Genomic DNA, 16,304 nt, shown 5'->3' on the forward strand with positions numbered 1-16,304 from the left:
GTATTCACTACCAACTACAAGTCTACCGAAGATGGTGAGCGGTTGCAAAAAGAGGTAGGCCATGAAAAAAGGGCGCCCCCTAAGGAGCGCCCCTTTTAATCTATGATCTGCCTTCAAACGTCTGCGCCAGTTTACGAAAGTCCAGCTCCGCCGTGCTGGACAGCACGACATCCGCGTGCGGGAAATGCGCGGCATTGCCGATTGCCACGGCGAACATGCCGGCGCCCTTGATGGCATCAACGCCGGATGCGGCATCCTCCACCCCGATGCAGTCGGCAGGCTCTACGCCAAGCTGCGCGGCAGCGGTAAGGAAGATCTCCGGGTCCGGCTTGTTGTTCTTCAGCTTGGTCACGTCGACGATGACGTCGAACTGGTCCATGACGCCAAGCCGGGTCAATACGGCAATGGCGTTTTTGCTGGCGGACGCGATGCCGGTCTTCAGGCCGGCCGATCGGATGTCTGCCACAAACTCCGTAATCCCTGGCAGCAGGTCGGCTGGCGTAATCGTTTCGATCAGCTCGACATACTGCTTATTTTTGCGGTCGGCCAGCTGTACCAGCTCTTCATCGGAATAGCTTACAGGCTTCTCAGCTTGGCTTAACAGCAGCTTCAAGGAATCCATGCGGGATACCCCTTTGAGGTTCTCGTTGAACTCTCGCGTGAAGGGAATGCCCAGCTCGGTTGCCGTGGCTTTCCATGCCTGATAATGATACTCCGCCGTATCGGTAATGACGCCGTCCAAGTCAAAGATGACAGCTTTCAGCTTACGTGTTTCGTTCATGTTTTTATAGCTCCTTTTTGAGATATCAGAAAGTAGAAACTCGATGCATGGACCCTCCCTGATAACGCAAGAAAAATGACGGCTTACCGCAGTCTGTCTTCATGGAATATATGTCGATAGATCGTTTTCTTCGTAAACCGGGAGTGATGTCATGCGTAAAGGTAGGGCAATCACCCACGGCCTAGACCTAATTACTTGCTCTGAAGCGCATGTTTCACAGGTCTCCCGGCTTCAAGCGTTACGGCCTTGTCGTACAGCTTGATCTCGATGGAATCCCCTTCCACGATCTCCAGGGTCACGCCGTCCTTTTCGATGGATACGCCGATGAGGCGGCCGCGGAAGTTCAGACGGAACGCATACTTTTCCCAGTCCTTCGGAATGGCCGGGGAGAGGGAAAGTCCGCTTTCCTTCAGGCGCATGCCGGCAAAGCCGTAGACGATGGACATCCAGGTACCGCCCATGTTAGCCATGTGCAAGCCGTCCTTCGTGTTGCCGTGCGTATTGTCCAGATCCAGGCGCGCCGTCTCGATGAAATACTCATACGCCTTGTCCATGCTGCCGATCTTCGAAGCCATGATGCTGAAGATGCAGGAGGACAGCGACGAATCATGCGTCGTGATGCCTTCATAGTAGTCATACGAATGCTGGATCGTTTCAAAGCTTTGCTCGTCTTCCAGCAGGAAGTGAGCGAGCACCGTATCCGCCTGTTTACACACCTGGTAACGGTAAATGGTGAGCGGATGGTAGTTCAGCAGCAGCGGATATTTGTCCTCCGGCGTGTTGTCGAAATCCCATACCGCTTTGCGGAGGAATGTATCATCCTGCGGGTTAATGCCGAGTGCTTCGTCATACGGCAGCAGCATAGCATCCGCCGCTTTCGCCCATGCCATGATCTCGCCTTCCGTGACGCCCAGCCGGTCACACAGGGATTTGAAACCTTGCGCATCGTAGGATTCCAGAATGGCGCAGCTCTTGGCGGCCCATTTCAGGTTATGCTTTGCCATGACATTGGTGTAATAGTTGTTGTTCACGCAGCAGGTATATTCATCCGGCCCCGTAACCTCATCAATATGAAAGGCACCGTTATAATAGTGGCCCATGTCGGCCCACAAGCGGGCGGTCTCGATCAACACCTCGGCCCCATAGGACATGAGGAAATCCCGATCCTGTTCGGCGAGATAATACTGAATATAGCTGTATGCGATGTCTGCGCTGATATGATATTGCGCCGTTCCCGATGGGAAGAAGGAGGAGCATTCCGTTCCCGAAATCGTGCGCCACGGGAACAGGGCGCCTTGCCGGTGACCCATTTCCCGAGCTCTGTCTCTCGCTTGCTCCAGCGTGGAATAGCGATACAGCAGCAGCTGGCGTGCGATGTCCGGCTGCGTCATCAGGAATACCGGGAACATGTAAATTTCCGTGTCCCAGAAATAATGGCCTTCATAACCTTCGCCGCTCAGCCCTTTGGCAGAGATGTTGCTGTGCTTGTCCCGACCGGCGGATTGCAGCAGCTGGTACAGGTTGAAGCGGATGCCTTCTTGGAGTTGGTCATCGTTCTGAATCAGCACATCGGCCGACTTCCAGTAGGTATTCAAATACTCGGTCTGCTCAGCCAGCAAATCCTCGAAGGAAAGCTCTTTGAGCGTCTCCTGCAGCTGGATTCCGCGTTCGATCATCTCCTGCCCGTGACGAAGACTATCGGTATACAGGTTGTATTTCGTAAAGTGGATTGGCCCGGTCAATGGAAGAGTAGCCGTGAACGTAACCTCTCCTGCTCCGGCTTCGAGCTGAATGTCGGCATCGGCATCCAACTGGTGACGGGTCACGCAAGCCGCGCGCAGCTTGGAGGCCATCGTCTCATCAACAATATAGGCATCGCTGCCCTTCACGCCGGCATCGATGACGGTCATCCGTTCCGCATGCCCTGCTCCGACCCGGGGGTCATTGGCATTGGTGTAGTTCTTCACTTTGCCGTTCACGGTGGAGACGATGCGGACCTGGCCGTTGAAATTGACCGGCTCCATCCGTACATGGATGGCAAACAATTCCCGGCGCGTGAAGGACACCAGGCGGCGGAAGGTCAGCTTGATCTCTTTGCCTTCAGGCGATTTCCACTGCACGATTCGCTCCGAATATCCCTTGTCCATATGCAAGCGGCGCTCATGCGAAGTGATCGTGCCGTGATCGAGACGGAAAGGTTCTTTTTCGTCACCTAAATAGAACAGGACCGTTTGGGCATCAATATTGTTAACGAGTTTTTGCTGTGTATCGGGAAAGGCGAAGAGTTTCTCGCCGTATGGGATTTCAATCACGTCGTGGAAAGCGTTCAGATAGGTACCGCGAATGGTGGACAAACTTTCTCCGTAGCCTTCTTCGAAGTTGCCACGTACACCCAAGTAACCGTTTCCGAGTGCAAAAATACTTTCCATATTCAGCAACGCTTGCTGTGACAAATCAGGATTTGATATATTCCAGGTCATGGTCTACACTTCCTTCCTAGCATGGTTATGCTTGAATTTTAGAGCTAATTGGGGTTATGTTATACTAAAATATCAAGGTTTTTATCAATATTTTTAGGTGGTGTGGAAATAATGAAAGAGTCTTCACGCACGGGAAACCGTCCATTTTATCTGTCTTCCCGTATGCATTATTTGCGCGAGAATTTTATCCATCCCCCATTTGATTATGAGCACGAGCTGCTGGAAGCGATTCGCTTCGGCGATGAGAATAGAGCCATGGATATGCTTCGTAAGATTAACGAGCTGGAAGCAGCTGTGCTGGCGACGTATCCGCTTCGGTCGAAGAAGAATGCCCTGATTGCTTCTTGTACCTTATTTACCCGCGCGATCATCCGGGGCGGTGTGGATCCTGAGATTGCCTTTCATTTAAGCGATACGCTGATCCTTGAGATCGAGAAAATGACGGATGTGGAACGGCTGGTTCACTTTGAATATGAGATGCTGGTGCAGTTTGTGTCGATGATTCGCTCCGAGAAGGAAGACGTGTCCTACTCTCACATTGTGAATCTGGCGATCTATTACATTCGGGAGCATATTTTTGAGGAGCTGACCTTGCAGAGGGTTGCGGAATATTTGAAAGTCCACCCAAGCTACCTGTCCGATCGCTTTAAGCGGGAGACGGGCGTATCCATTACAACCTTTATTAATCGGCGGAAGATTGAGGAATCCAAGCATTTGCTGGCCAATACGAACCAGTCGATATCTGAAATCGCGTTTACGTTCAAGTTCTGCAGCCAGAGTTATTATACGCAATTGTTCAAGAATTTTACGGGGATGACGCCGAGAAAATTCCGGATAAGCGGTACGGCGCGATAAAGGACGATCCCAACGAGAAGAGAGAGACACGGCTCATGAAGAAACTAAAGCAGAAGATGCTTCACTTAAGTCTGGGGAAGAAGCTGATCGCAGCGTTCTCCGCCTTTATCATCGTTCCCCTCCTGTTGATCGGCGGCATCGTATCTTGGGTATACGTGGAGAATAACCGGAGTACGATGATTGATGCCGCGGTGGAGAACAACAAACAAATTATTAAAAATATCGACACCTCCCTGCAGCCGTTACTGCGACTGTCGATGTTTCCGATTCAGGATTCCACGGTGTATGCCATTATGCGCAAGGATTACGGCAAGGTAACGTATCCATTGCTTGAACGGGGGCAGGATTTCGATAAAGTGAACGGCTTGATCCAGAGCGGGATCATGCTGTATTCGGATTTGATTGACTCCGTTGTCATCTATCACGAGAACAGTCAGTCAATTATTGGACGAAGCAACAGGGAATATATGAACTTCGCCTATTTCAAGGAGCAGTTTACCCGTGAGCCTTTTGTCCAGAAGATCAGAGGAGCCCATGGTCGCCTTGTCCCTGTAGGGATTCGTCAGGAGCGGCTGCTGTCAGCCAAGGGAATTCCGGTCGTGTCGGTTGGCCGGGCCATCATGGATCCGTACACGAAGGAGGATCTTGGGTTTATCCTCTTTAACATTTCGGTGGATAAACTCAAGACGCTGTGGAGCGATACGGCATTTTCCGAGAATACGAATTTCTATCTGATCGATGAAGCCGATCATATCGTGCATAGCGTCCACCCCGAGGAAATCGGCTTGTCGGCATCCGAAGTATTGGGAAATGATTTTCAATATAACGCAGACGGCGAAGTGAACACGAAGATCAATCGGGATACCTACATGATTTCTTCTTCCTCTTCTTTGGCTAATTGGAAGGCGGTTACGGTCATTCCGAAGAAGGATTTGTTCTCGATTGTCTATCTGATGGTTGCCATCTTAATCGCCGCATTGATTCTGCTGCTCGTGCTGTCCATCCTGATCTCGGCACGCATCGCGACCACGATCATGAAACCGCTGGCGGTGCTGAACAGCAAAATGAAGCTTGTCTCCCAAGGTCAGCTTGACGTAAGCTTTGATACGAGACAGCACGGCGAAATCGGCGTGATCAGCCATACCGTGGACCAGATGCTGCAGGAAATTCGCGAGTTAATCGAGCGGATCTACGTGGAGGAAGAGGAGAAGCGGAATCTGGAGATGAATGCGCTGCAGTCGCAGATTCGTCCGCATTTTATATATAACACGCTGAACGTCATCAAGTGGATGGCCAAGATTCAGGGGGCAACCGGCATTGAAGAAGCGCTGCAAGCTTTCTCTTCGGTCATCAAGTTTACGGTGAAGAAGGAAGGTGACTACGTGACCATTGCGGAGGAAGTCGAATTCATGGAGAATTATACGAAAATTCTCGATTTCCGCTATTTTAATAAATTTGATGTCACGTATGAGGTGGATCCGGCCGTAATGAATCATAGGACCTTGAAGTTTCTGCTTCAACCCCTTGTGGAGAATGCGGTTTTCCATGGCTTCGAAGGTATCGATTACAAGGGAAGCCTTGTGATATCGATTTATGAGGAACTGGATGCGCTCATCATGAAAGTAAGTGATAACGGACGCGGTTTTCCGGAGGGTGGACAAGCGAAGGTGGAGCAGGGCGGTCCGCAGGATACCTTCAACTCGATTGGACTTAACAATATACGGAACCGGATATCCCTTCATTTCGGGCCGGAATACGGCTTGTGGATCAAGAGGGGAGAGCATGGCGGAACCGTGGCATGGCTTCGGCTTCCGATCATCACAGAAGAAACAGGGTGATAAGCAAGTGCGAATACTTATAGTCGATGACGAGCCGCTCGTACGGATCGGAATCAAATCAGCGATTGACTGGCAAGCCCAGGGTGTAGAGATAGTCGGTGAAGCGGGCGACGGAGAAGAAGCGCTTCGCATGATAACGGAAACCGCACCTGACGTGGTGCTGCTGGATATCAAAATGCCGAAGATGGACGGGATCGAGGTACTCCGGGCGATTAAGGACCGGCAGCTTCCTGTTCAGGCCATTGTGCTGAGCAGCTTCGATGATATTACGTATGTGAAGGAAGCGTTGAAGCTGGGGGCGTTTGATTATTTTCACAAACCCGACATGAATGAACGCGAGCTGACGGCGATGCTGAAGAGCGTCCGGGAGCAGTTAGGAAGCCGGGGGGTTCCCGCTCAAGTAGGGCCGAGTGCAGCGGGCAACCGGAAGGAGCAGATGTTGTATGACGCTCTCCATGGCCATGTTCATGATTTGCATGAAACGGGGCTCAAAGAGGGCAACATGTACGTCGTCCTTTTCAGAATCAAAAATTATCACACGATCATCCAAAGGTATACCAAAGAAACCGAATCCATCCTGCCGAATACGGTTCAGAATGTGGTCAGCGAGATTCTGTCCACGGAGAAGGAAGTTGAATATCTTCAACTGGACGAGCAGTGCAGCGCCGTATTCATCAGCAACAGCGAGCTGAAAAGCCTGCTGGCCTCGTTGACGCGTGTCAATAAAATGGTGCAGATGATCAGCTCCGCGCTCAAGCGTTTTGTAAACATCGACATCGTGCTGGGTATCAGCGACTGGTTTGCTGATTTCGATGGCATTCAGAAAGGTTACGAGCAAGCAGGAACCGCGTTAGCGCATCAATTTTATAACCCGGATACGTCGATATTCTATTATCAGCATCTGAAGCAGAAGAGTGAGAGTGTCTATAAACAGGCAGATGCCTATTTAAGCCAGATGAAGTCTGCACTCAGGGAAGAAGCAAACGATCGGTTTATGGAGCTGCTGTCCAAGTGGGAGACGTTTCTGGAGCAAGAAGAATGCATGGAAGAGAAGGATGTCCGCAAGGTTTACGAAGGTCTGCTGTTTATGATCGGGGAGAGCAGGGGGACGCCCGGCGGGACCGTTCAAGAGGATGTAACGGCTTTTGAAGAGATCCATAATTTCCAGCAGCTGTCGGCTGAATACCGGGCCAGATTCGAGGAGCGGTTTAAGAACCGCAACCATCTGGAGATGAAGGGATACAGCCAGCTGACGCGCAATATTATGGAGTATACAGAAGAGCACTACCCGGAGAGCCTCTCGTTAAAATTGTTTGGGGACCTATTTCATGTCAGTCCGAATTATGTCAGCCGGTTGTTCAAACAAGAGGTCGGTCAAGGTCTGTTCGATTATATTAACGAGCTCAGGATTGAGAAGGCGAAGGTGCTTCTCAAGGACTACCGCTATAAAATCTATGACGTTGCCGAGATGGTAGGATTTAATAATCAGGCCCATTTTGCGATTGTATTTCAGAAATACACGGGCTTTTCTCCTAAACAGTATAGGAAAGAAGAAGTGTGATATTCGAGAAGAAAGTGTGATTTTTCATAAAAACGATCTTGCAGTGCAATATATTTATAAAAAAATAGTCAATTTTAAAAAATTAATCATCATTTGATTAATTTTTTTTATTGCTTCCGCTCTTTATCATTAAGGTGCAAGGTAAAACGAAAAGAAATGTAGGGGGTAGCATCATGGGTAAAGTGAACAAGAAGTTTTCTGCCATGCTGGTGTTGTGCCTGGCTCTTGTTGTTGGTTTAACCGCTTGCGGCGGCAATAAAAGCGCTGACAATACAGATAATGGATCTGGAGACGCTGGGGAAAAAGTGACGGTGAATTTCGGATTCTGGGGTACGGCACAGGATTTGGAGATTTATCAGAAAGCAGCGGATACCATCTCCGAGCAATATCCGGAGCTTGAACTGAAAATCAAACAATATCCAAGCAGTGAGCAATTCTGGAATACACTTCCGGGTGAAATCGCTGCCGGCGTCGCGCCGGATTTCATTAAGATGTCCAACGAAGGTGCTTACGAGTACATCAACAAAGGATTGTTCTCGCCGATCGATGACCTGGTTCAAACGACAGGCGTGGACATGAACCGTTTCCCGGATACATCGAAGAAAATCTGGAACGTGGATGGAAAACAATACGGTGTGCCTAACAGTGATATGCCGGCGATGTTCTTCATCAACGAGCAAATGTGGAAAGATGCTGGCCTCGGCGAGTACCCAACCACTTGGGATGAAGTGATCGAAGCAGCGAAAGTGCTGAACAAAGGCAATGTGAAAGGCATTATCGTGAATCTGGATGCCTTCCATATCACGAACTACGTGAAGAGCTTTGGCGGCGGCTGGGGTAATGGTGCGACCATCAACTCCCCAGAGAACGTCAAAGCGCTGGAAATGATCATCGATATGTATGACCAGAGACTTGCTGTAACTCCTAAATCACTCGGCTTCGGCTGGGATGGCGAAGTGTTCAGCAACGAGCAGGGCGCTATGAGTACAGGTGGTTACTGGTACAAAGGTTACCTGAAGGATGCAAATCCGGACCTGAAAATGGTTGCTATTCCGGTACCAAAAGGAACAACCAACGGAAGCACCATGAGCTCTGACGCTTACATGGTACTGAAAGACGCGAAGAACAAAGAAGCTGCGCTCAAAGCTGCTTATTACATGACCAATGACGATACGCAAACCGCATTCATGGAGCTTGGCTTTAATCCGGCGGTAGCCTCATTGTCCGAGCAATATTTCGAGAAAAATCCTGAATTCAAGGCGCTGCAGCCTGCGCTGGAGTACAGCACAGACTATGGTTATCCGACAGATACCAAGCGTTTCACGGATGAACTCGTTAAAGAATTGGAAGGCTTGATTCTTGGCGGATCCGGTAAAACGGCTCAGCAAATTCTCGACGATATTCAAGGCCAATTCAAATAAGAAAACGGCAACACCCGCTCCCGCTCCTTGTTCTCAGGGGAGCGGGAGCCTTTGTTCACATATTAGAATGTATAAGTTTTTTGAGGTCCCCGCAAAGTATTTGGAATAAGCATCGCATCATAGGTTCCGCTTTGTGGGGGTTTTTCAAGATCCATCCAAATTGAGTATGGGAGTGGGGGATAACTTATGTCCGATTACAGCAGCAAGCACGCTGATTTGAAAGGAAACAAGATCAGGCAATCCTGGTTCCGTTCGTTGGCAGACTCCGACAAGACGCTGGGCTGGTTGTTTTCACTGCCCTTTTTGATATTGTGGGCGTGGTGGTTTCTATATCCATTTATCCAGTCTTTCGTAAGAAGTTTTCAAGATGCGAACTTCGCTGCCTTGGACCAGGCGAAATTCATCGGCCTCGAAAACTATGTCACCATTCTTCAAGATAAAGAATTCTTCCGGGCGCTGCTTCATTCCCTGGAAATCGTGGTCATCTCGATTCCGATTCAGACTGTCCTCGGTTTGCTCTTGGCCATCCTGGTCAATCAGAAGCTGAAAGGCAAGGGGATATTCCGGACGGTATTCTTCATTCCGTATATCACCTCGCAAATCGCGATCACAACCGTGTTCATGATGCTGTTTAAGCAGGGCACCTTTCTAACAGAATTTTTCGGAGCTTTAGGCTTCGGGAATGTAACATGGTTTGCAGATACCAACTATGCGCTCTTATTCGTATGTATTCTGTTTATCTTCCAGCAAGCCGGCTTCACCATGATTGTGTACTTGTCGGGCCTGCAGGAAATTCCGAAGGATCTGTACGAAGCGGGCGAGATTGACGGAGCATCCAAATGGAACAAATTCCGCTACATCACGGTGCCGTTCCTGAAGCCGATCACGTTCTTCATCGTGTCGGTATCGACGATCGCCGGCTTCCAGATCTACGACCAGATTGCGGCGATTTCCCGGTATGGCGCACTCGGTTCGCCAGCAGGCGCTACCAGTACGGTGGTTACGTATTTCTACCAGCACGGGATCCGTTACATGAACATTGGATACGGAAGCGCGGCGGTGGTGCTGTTCTTCATGATCATCATGTTGATTACGTACCTGCAAAAAAAATTCTTGGATGAGAAGGAGTGAGAGTAATGTTGACCCGTACGAACAACGGTCGGCTGTTTCTGTATATCGGCACGATCATACTGGGGCTCTTATTCGCCCTTCCTTTTCTCTATACCCTTTATACGTCCATTATCCCGATGCGCCATGTCAATACCCTGACGTCGCCGGCCAACTGGACGTTCGAGAACTTCAAAATCTTCTTTACGAACGATGCTTACAACGTGCCGAGATGGTTTCTGAACACCGTGATCATGACCGGCGTCGTTGTCATCGGGAACCTGATAATTAACCCGATGGCCGGCTTTGCCCTGGCCAAGCTGAATTTCAAGGGAAAAGGTCTGATTTACTGGATCGTCGTTGCCACCATGATGGTGCCGTACCATATGATCCTGATCCCGGTGTACGTGAATGTGGCGCAGCTTGGATGGTTGAACACATTCTGGGGACTAACGGTGCCTTTCCTGTATCAGGGCTTGTACATCTTCATGCTCCGTCAGTTCTTCATCTCGGTTCCAAATGAGTTTTTGGAGGCTGCGCGGATGGATGGCCTGACGAAGATGGGTGCTTTCTGGCGGATCGTGTACCCGTTGGCCCGTTCATCGCTGATTACGATGTCGATTCTTGCTTTTGCCGGAACCTGGAACAGTTATCTTGTTCCGAGTACGCTTGCGAATACACCGGAAATGTATGTGCTGGTTGTGGGTCTGAACAGCGTGAAGGATATGTTCTTTGAGAATACGCCGATGATTATGGCCGGGGTTGTGCTGTCCACGCTGCCGATCATCCTGTTCTTCTTCCTGTTCCAGCGCCAATATATTGAGGGGATTTCGAACGCCGGCGTGAAAGGTTGATATAAAGCCTTGGGAGGGATTAGATATGGATAACGTGGAACAGCGTGCAAAGGATCTTCTCGCGCAGATGACTTTGACCGAGAAGGTCGGCCAGACGGTCCAGTATGGCCGGTGCGAGGAGCAGGAACTGAAGCTGGTTGCCGAAGGAAAGATCGGGTCTTTGCTGAATGTGCATGGTCCGAAAAAGATCAATGAGCTTCAGCGGCTGGCCGTGGAGGAAACGCGGCTTGGGATTCCCCTTCTCATTGGGGATGACGTCATTCACGGCTTCCGTACCATCTTTCCGATTCCGCTCGGCGAAGCCGCCAGCTGGGATCCCGAAGGGATGGAGAAGAACGCTCGCATTGCGGCGGTAGAAGCGGCCGCGGAAGGCATCCGCTGGACCTTTGCCCCGATGGTCGACATCACGCGGGATCCTCGTTGGGGCCGCATCGCGGAGAGCACGGGGGAGGACGTCTATCTGTCCTCCCTGGCCGCTGCCGCGAAGGTCCGAGGATTTCAAAGCGCGAATGAGGATGGCTACCCGACGGTAGCGGCATGCGTGAAGCATTTTGCCGGTTATGGCTGGATTGAAGGCGGTCGGGACTATGATACGACAGACATGTCGGAGCGGACCTTGCGGGAAACCGTGTTGCCGCCGTTTGAGCACGGGATTCGGGCAGGGGCTCTGTCCGTGATGAGTGCTTTCAGCGAACTGAACGGCGTTCCGGCTTCTGGAAGCCGGTATCTGCTGCGGGATATATTGAAGCAGGAATGGGGCTTTGAGGGTATGGTGGTCAGCGATTGGGAGTCGATTGAGGAGCTGATCTACCATGGCTATGCTGAAGACCGGAAGGATTCCGCGCTGAAGGGATTGAACGCTGGCGTCGACATGGACATGCACGCCGGAGTCTATCTTGATCATCTGGAAACGCTGGTCCAGGAAAACCCTGAGCTGCTTAAGCTATTGGACGATGCGGTACTTCGCATCTTGCAGGTGAAATTCCGCCTCGGATTGTTTGAGAACCCGTATGTAAACGAAGACGCTGAAGGAGCCGGAGATCCGTCGAAAGGTCAAGCCATTCCTGCGGCGCATCTGGCTCAGGCCAGGGACAGCGCCCGGAAATCGATTGTGCTGCTGCAGAATGACAGCGGGATTTTGCCGCTGGACACCGGCGCGCACAAGAAGCTGGCTCTGATCGGGCCGCTGGCGGATGATCGCCACAATTCGATGGGCTGCTGGGCCTGGAAAGGCCGCGACGAGGACGTTGTCACGGTATGGGATGCTTTTCAATCGGAAATCGCACCGAAAGCCGAGGTGTTCTACGAGCCGGGCAGCGGCATTCTGGAGGAGCTGGATGGCGGAGTCGAGCGGGCTGTGGAGCTTGCCAAGCAGTGCGATGTCGCCGTAGTCGTTGTGGGCGAATCCGAAGCGATGACGGGCGAGCATTACAACGTAACGTCCATTACGCTTCCACCCTGTCAGGAGCGCCTGATTCAGGAGCTGAAACGTCAGACCGACACGCCGATCGTCGTCGTGCTGATGAACGGACGTCCGCTTGCCATTCCATGGCTGCATGAACATGCGGATGCTGTGGTTGAAGCGTGGCATTTGGGAACCACCACAGGTCATGCGCTTGTGGACGTGCTTACCGGCACTTACAATCCGAGTGGTCGCCTGCCGGTTACCGTTCCGCGTGCGACGGGCCAAATTCCGATGTATTACAACCGGAAGAATACCGGACGTCCTCATTTGTACGAAGATTATATCGATTGCGATGATTCTCCGCTGTATCCGTTCGGGTATGGCCTCAGTTATACAACGTTCGAATATACGGATTTGCAGCTGGATCGGCATCAAATCGGCCGGGATGAGTCCGTAGATGTATCGGTGACCATAACGAATACCGGACAAAGAGCCGGCGAGGAAACCGTTCAGCTGTACATCCGCGACTTGGTTGCAAGCTCGACCCGGCCGGTCAGAGAGTTGAAGGGATTCCGCAAGGTACAGCTGCAGCCGGGTGAGAACCGGACGGTACATTTTACGCTGGGACGTGAAGAACTTGGGCTGTTGGATGAGAGACTTGCGTTTACGGTAGAGCCCGGAAAGTTCCATGTCTGGGTCGGACCACATTCGGAAGAAGGACTGCAGGCTGAGCTTGTAGTTGTTGAATAACCGGAATCAAAGGGGGATTAAACATGGACTACCGTGTAATTAAAGAAGGAGATTTATTCTTTCTGACCGGGCTTAATGGTGATATCGTCCTGGGGGATGAACAAGGCCATGGTTTATATACGAAGGATACGCGTTTTCTGAGCCGCATGGAGCTGTTCATCGATGGCGAGAAGCCTTCGCTCCTGTCCTCCACGGGGGACAAGAGTTATGTTGCTTCATTCCGTCTGATGAAGGATGCCAAGGATGAAGGGGCGATTGAATTGCTTCGGGAGCGCTTCATCTATAATGGCATTTTGTACGAGCGCTGCACACTGACCAATTATTTCGTGACGGATTCGAATATCGAGTTCGCGGTTTCCTTCGACGCGGATTTTCAGGATATGTTCCTGGTCCGTAAGTACCGTACCGGGGAAGTTGGCAAGATGGAGGGAATTCTGACCGGCGATCAGGATATGACGCTGGCCTACGTCGGGGCTGATAACCTGAAAAGACAGACACGCATTGCTTGGGATGCGGACGGCGGCCAGGCGGATGAGGCCGGGAACGTCTCGTTCCCGTTGTCCCTGAAAGCCAAAGAGCGGAAGGTCATTACTTTCTTTGTCACGCCGATGACGGAGCAGCATTCCGTAACGGAGCCGCTGACCTACGAAGAAGGGCTGAAGAAGCTCGAAGCCTCCTATGAAGAATGGTACGGGAACAGCTCACGGGTCCAGTCGGATTCCGCGCTGTTCAGCGGCTTGTACCAGAGAGGACTGCAGGATCTGCGCATGCTGACGACCGATGTGGGCTTCGGCGATACAACAGTCGCGGGGCTGCCGTGGTTCGCGGTTCCATTCGGCAGAGATAGCTTGATCACGGCCCTGTTCATGCTTCCGGTGAACCCGCAGCATGCCAAGGGGACCTTGAGAACGCTGGCAGCTTATCAAGGCGAGAAGACGGACCCTTGGCGGGATGAGCAGCCGGGCAAAATCATGCATGAGATTCGCTATGGCGAGCTGGTCACGACGAATCAATCCCCGTTCTCGCCGTACTACGGCACCATCGATTCCACGCCGCTGTTCCTGGCGCTGATCGGCGAGTACTACCGTTGGACGGGTGACCTCTCCCTTGCGGAGGAGCTCAAGCCGAATATGCTGCGGGCATTGGATTATATCGATTCCGCACTTGAGGCGGGCTCCGGCTTCATGGCCTACAAGCAGGAAGCCGAGAAGGGCTTCCCGAACCAGGGCTGGAAGGATTCTGCCAACTCGATCATCCATGAGAATGGGGAATACGCGGAATCCCCGATTGCATTGTCGGAGGTTCAGGGGTATGTGTATCAAGCGAAGAAATCGCTGGCACCCGTCTTCGCAGAGCTGGACGAGCCGGATCTGGCCCTCAAGCTGGAAACGGAAGCCGAGAAGCTTCGTACCCGTTTTGAATCGACCTTCTGGATGGAGGATGAGCAGTGCTACGCCATTGCGCTGGATAAGGATCTGCGTCAGGTACGAAGCGTCTCCTCGAACCCAGGACACTTGCTCATGAGCGGGCTGCCGGATGAGCGTCGTGCGAAGGCGCAATCCGAGCGGATGCTCAGAAGCGACATGTTTAACGGATACGGCATCCGCACGATGAGCACAGACTCCACCGGATATTACCCGATGAGTTACCACAACGGCAGCGTGTGGCCGCATGACAATGCGATGATCCTGCTGGGACTCGGCAAGCAGGGATTCAAGGAGGAGGCGGGCAAGGTCATTTCCGGCCTGCTGCAGGCGTCGGCTCATTTTGAGTACCAGCGTCTGCCGGAGCTGTTCTGCGGACATGATGCAAAGCTGGGCCATCCCGTTCCGTACCCGACAACCTGCTCGCCGCAGGCTTGGGCGGCGGGAACCTCGATTGTCTTCCTGCAGGCGATGCTCGGATTGTATCCGAACGCGGCGAAGAAGGAAATCGCGTTGTCCCCGTTCCTTCCGGAAGGGATGAATGAACTGAAGGCCGAGCAGATTGCGATTGGAAGCGGCCATCTGTCCGTAAGCGTCGTGCGCGAGGCTGACGGCAGCACGTTTCATGTGGAAGTGCTTGAGAATACAACCGGATTCAATCTCGTTGGCTGATTCGGTCATAAGAAGTATGGCGGAACAACCTGCCTCTTAGCTTTTAAGGGGCAGGTTGTTTTTTTGTTGAAATGTCAGGAACGTATGTTCTATAATGGTGGAGCGAGTTCGAACATATTCGTGTATACATCTTGGATTGGAGAGAACATATGAATTCCTATTGTACATATGCATTGCATCAAATCGAGGTTGCTGTCATTTCTGTTGTTGCGATTATCGACAGGCTGGATGAAGCGGACCTGCTCGTAAAGCCGACGGAGAGCAAACATTCCGTTGGAGAGCTGCTCAAGCATATCGCAGTGATCTGCCGGGCTGATTTTTACATATCGAGCGGCGCCACGCAAGAGGAGATGGACGCTTATTACGAGGGCGTGTCGTTAAATAACCTGAAGGATTTACAGGCTGAATTATTAAGCAGCTATTCTTATCTGGAGCAGGCTTTTAGAGAGATGACGGAAGAAGAACTCCATCAGGAGATGACGTCCTACTGGGGTGTCACCTATTCGAGGTACGAATGGCTGCTCGAAATCGTGGCGCATGTGTATCATCACAGAGGACAGCTGCATGCCATGCTGGTTCATTGTAACGGGAAGGACCCGAAGGTACCGTTATTCGAGTAGCAATTGCGTGGAGGATATCAGCCCGGCCGGACAAGGATTCATTCTTGGCCGGCTTTTTTTCAGCATTTGAAAGCTCCTTCCTTTTCTCGCATAGAAATTCACCTAAAAAACATACAATCGCGCATCGTCAATTCTTCTGGAAATCCTTTATAGTAATGACACAGCATGGAATATGCTTGTCACCCATCGTTAAGCTCCCCCGCAGATTTACGCACGACGTCATGATGCTTCTACTTTTGCAGCAGTACCTGAACCAGCATACCCACTCATTATATTTCCGCATGATTCACTACTAACAATGCCAGCACGCAAGATTTTACCTATGTTTGGGTTAACCAACAGGGTTATTCGTGTTTGCGGCGTGACGTGGATTGCAGCGGCGGTTGACCAACACAGGGCACATAGGAGTTCAAGGGAGGTGATCGGAACGAACGGAATATAGATGTAAGCGCATACTTATTCTCCCAACATGCGGCCGAGAAGACGAGATGATGTATGCAATGTACACAAGGAAAGCATTTGATATCAGGAGGTTG

At 51.3% G+C, this 16,304-nt stretch carries 11 protein-coding genes; 9 read left to right on the top strand and 2 right to left on the bottom strand.

Annotation, left to right across the window (positions count from 1 at the left end):
• Nucleotides 1-100 precede the first annotated feature (100 nt).
• A complete protein-coding gene (pgmB, locus tag ABEW73_RS06825) occupies nt 101-781 on the bottom strand; it encodes a beta-phosphoglucomutase (protein ID WP_430162746.1) in 681 nt (226 codons plus the stop codon).
• Between the two features lie 191 nt (nt 782-972).
• The gene (locus tag ABEW73_RS06830) at nt 973-3,261 is read right to left on the bottom strand and encodes a glycoside hydrolase family 65 protein (protein ID WP_430162748.1); all 2,289 of its coding nucleotides are present in this window, start codon (nt 3,259-3,261) and stop codon (nt 973-975) included.
• A gap of 111 nt (nt 3,262-3,372) precedes the next feature.
• Here ABEW73_RS06830 and ABEW73_RS06835 point away from each other — a divergent pair, with 111 nt between their 5' ends.
• From ABEW73_RS06835 to ABEW73_RS06875, 9 genes are all read left to right on the top strand, one after another.
• Nucleotides 3,373-4,116, top strand: coding sequence for a helix-turn-helix domain-containing protein (locus tag ABEW73_RS06835; RefSeq protein WP_430162750.1), 744 nt, complete (start codon nt 3,373-3,375; stop codon nt 4,114-4,116).
• A gap of 35 nt (nt 4,117-4,151) precedes the next feature.
• Nucleotides 4,152-5,954 carry a sensor histidine kinase gene (locus ABEW73_RS06840; protein ID WP_430162753.1) on the top strand — a complete coding sequence of 601 codons (1,803 nt, stop codon included), beginning with the start codon at nt 4,152-4,154 and terminating at the stop codon, nt 5,952-5,954.
• Nucleotides 5,955-5,961: 7 nt separating this feature from the next.
• A complete protein-coding gene (locus tag ABEW73_RS06845; RefSeq protein WP_430163049.1) occupies nt 5,962-7,515 on the top strand; it encodes a response regulator transcription factor in 1,554 nt (517 codons plus the stop codon).
• Nucleotides 7,516-7,688: 173 nt separating this feature from the next.
• On the top strand, nt 7,689-8,936 hold the full coding sequence (locus tag ABEW73_RS06850; RefSeq protein WP_430162755.1) for an ABC transporter substrate-binding protein: 1,248 nt from the start codon (nt 7,689-7,691) through the stop codon (nt 8,934-8,936).
• Between the two features lie 186 nt (nt 8,937-9,122).
• Entirely contained in the window at nt 9,123-10,067 is a 945-nt protein-coding gene (locus ABEW73_RS06855; protein ID WP_006207847.1) for a carbohydrate ABC transporter permease, read from the top strand.
• 5 nt (nt 10,068-10,072) lie between these two features.
• The gene (locus ABEW73_RS06860) at nt 10,073-10,897 is read left to right on the top strand and encodes a carbohydrate ABC transporter permease (protein WP_006207848.1); all 825 of its coding nucleotides are present in this window, start codon (nt 10,073-10,075) and stop codon (nt 10,895-10,897) included.
• 25 nt (nt 10,898-10,922) lie between these two features.
• A complete protein-coding gene (locus ABEW73_RS06865; RefSeq protein WP_430162759.1) occupies nt 10,923-13,052 on the top strand; it encodes a glycoside hydrolase family 3 N-terminal domain-containing protein in 2,130 nt (709 codons plus the stop codon).
• Between the two features lie 23 nt (nt 13,053-13,075).
• Nucleotides 13,076-15,148 (top strand): amylo-alpha-1,6-glucosidase, encoded by a 2,073-nt coding sequence (locus tag ABEW73_RS06870; protein WP_430162762.1) that lies wholly within the window; start codon nt 13,076-13,078, stop codon nt 15,146-15,148.
• A gap of 149 nt (nt 15,149-15,297) precedes the next feature.
• Nucleotides 15,298-15,768, top strand: a complete 471-nt coding sequence (locus tag ABEW73_RS06875) for a DinB family protein (RefSeq protein ID WP_430162765.1) — start codon at nt 15,298-15,300, stop codon at nt 15,766-15,768.
• Nucleotides 15,769-16,304: the final 536 nt, after the last annotated feature.

It is taken from the genome of Paenibacillus lautus (assembly GCF_050482385.1).
GTDB lineage: Bacteria > Bacillota > Bacilli > Paenibacillales > Paenibacillaceae > Paenibacillus_AQ > Paenibacillus_AQ lautus_B.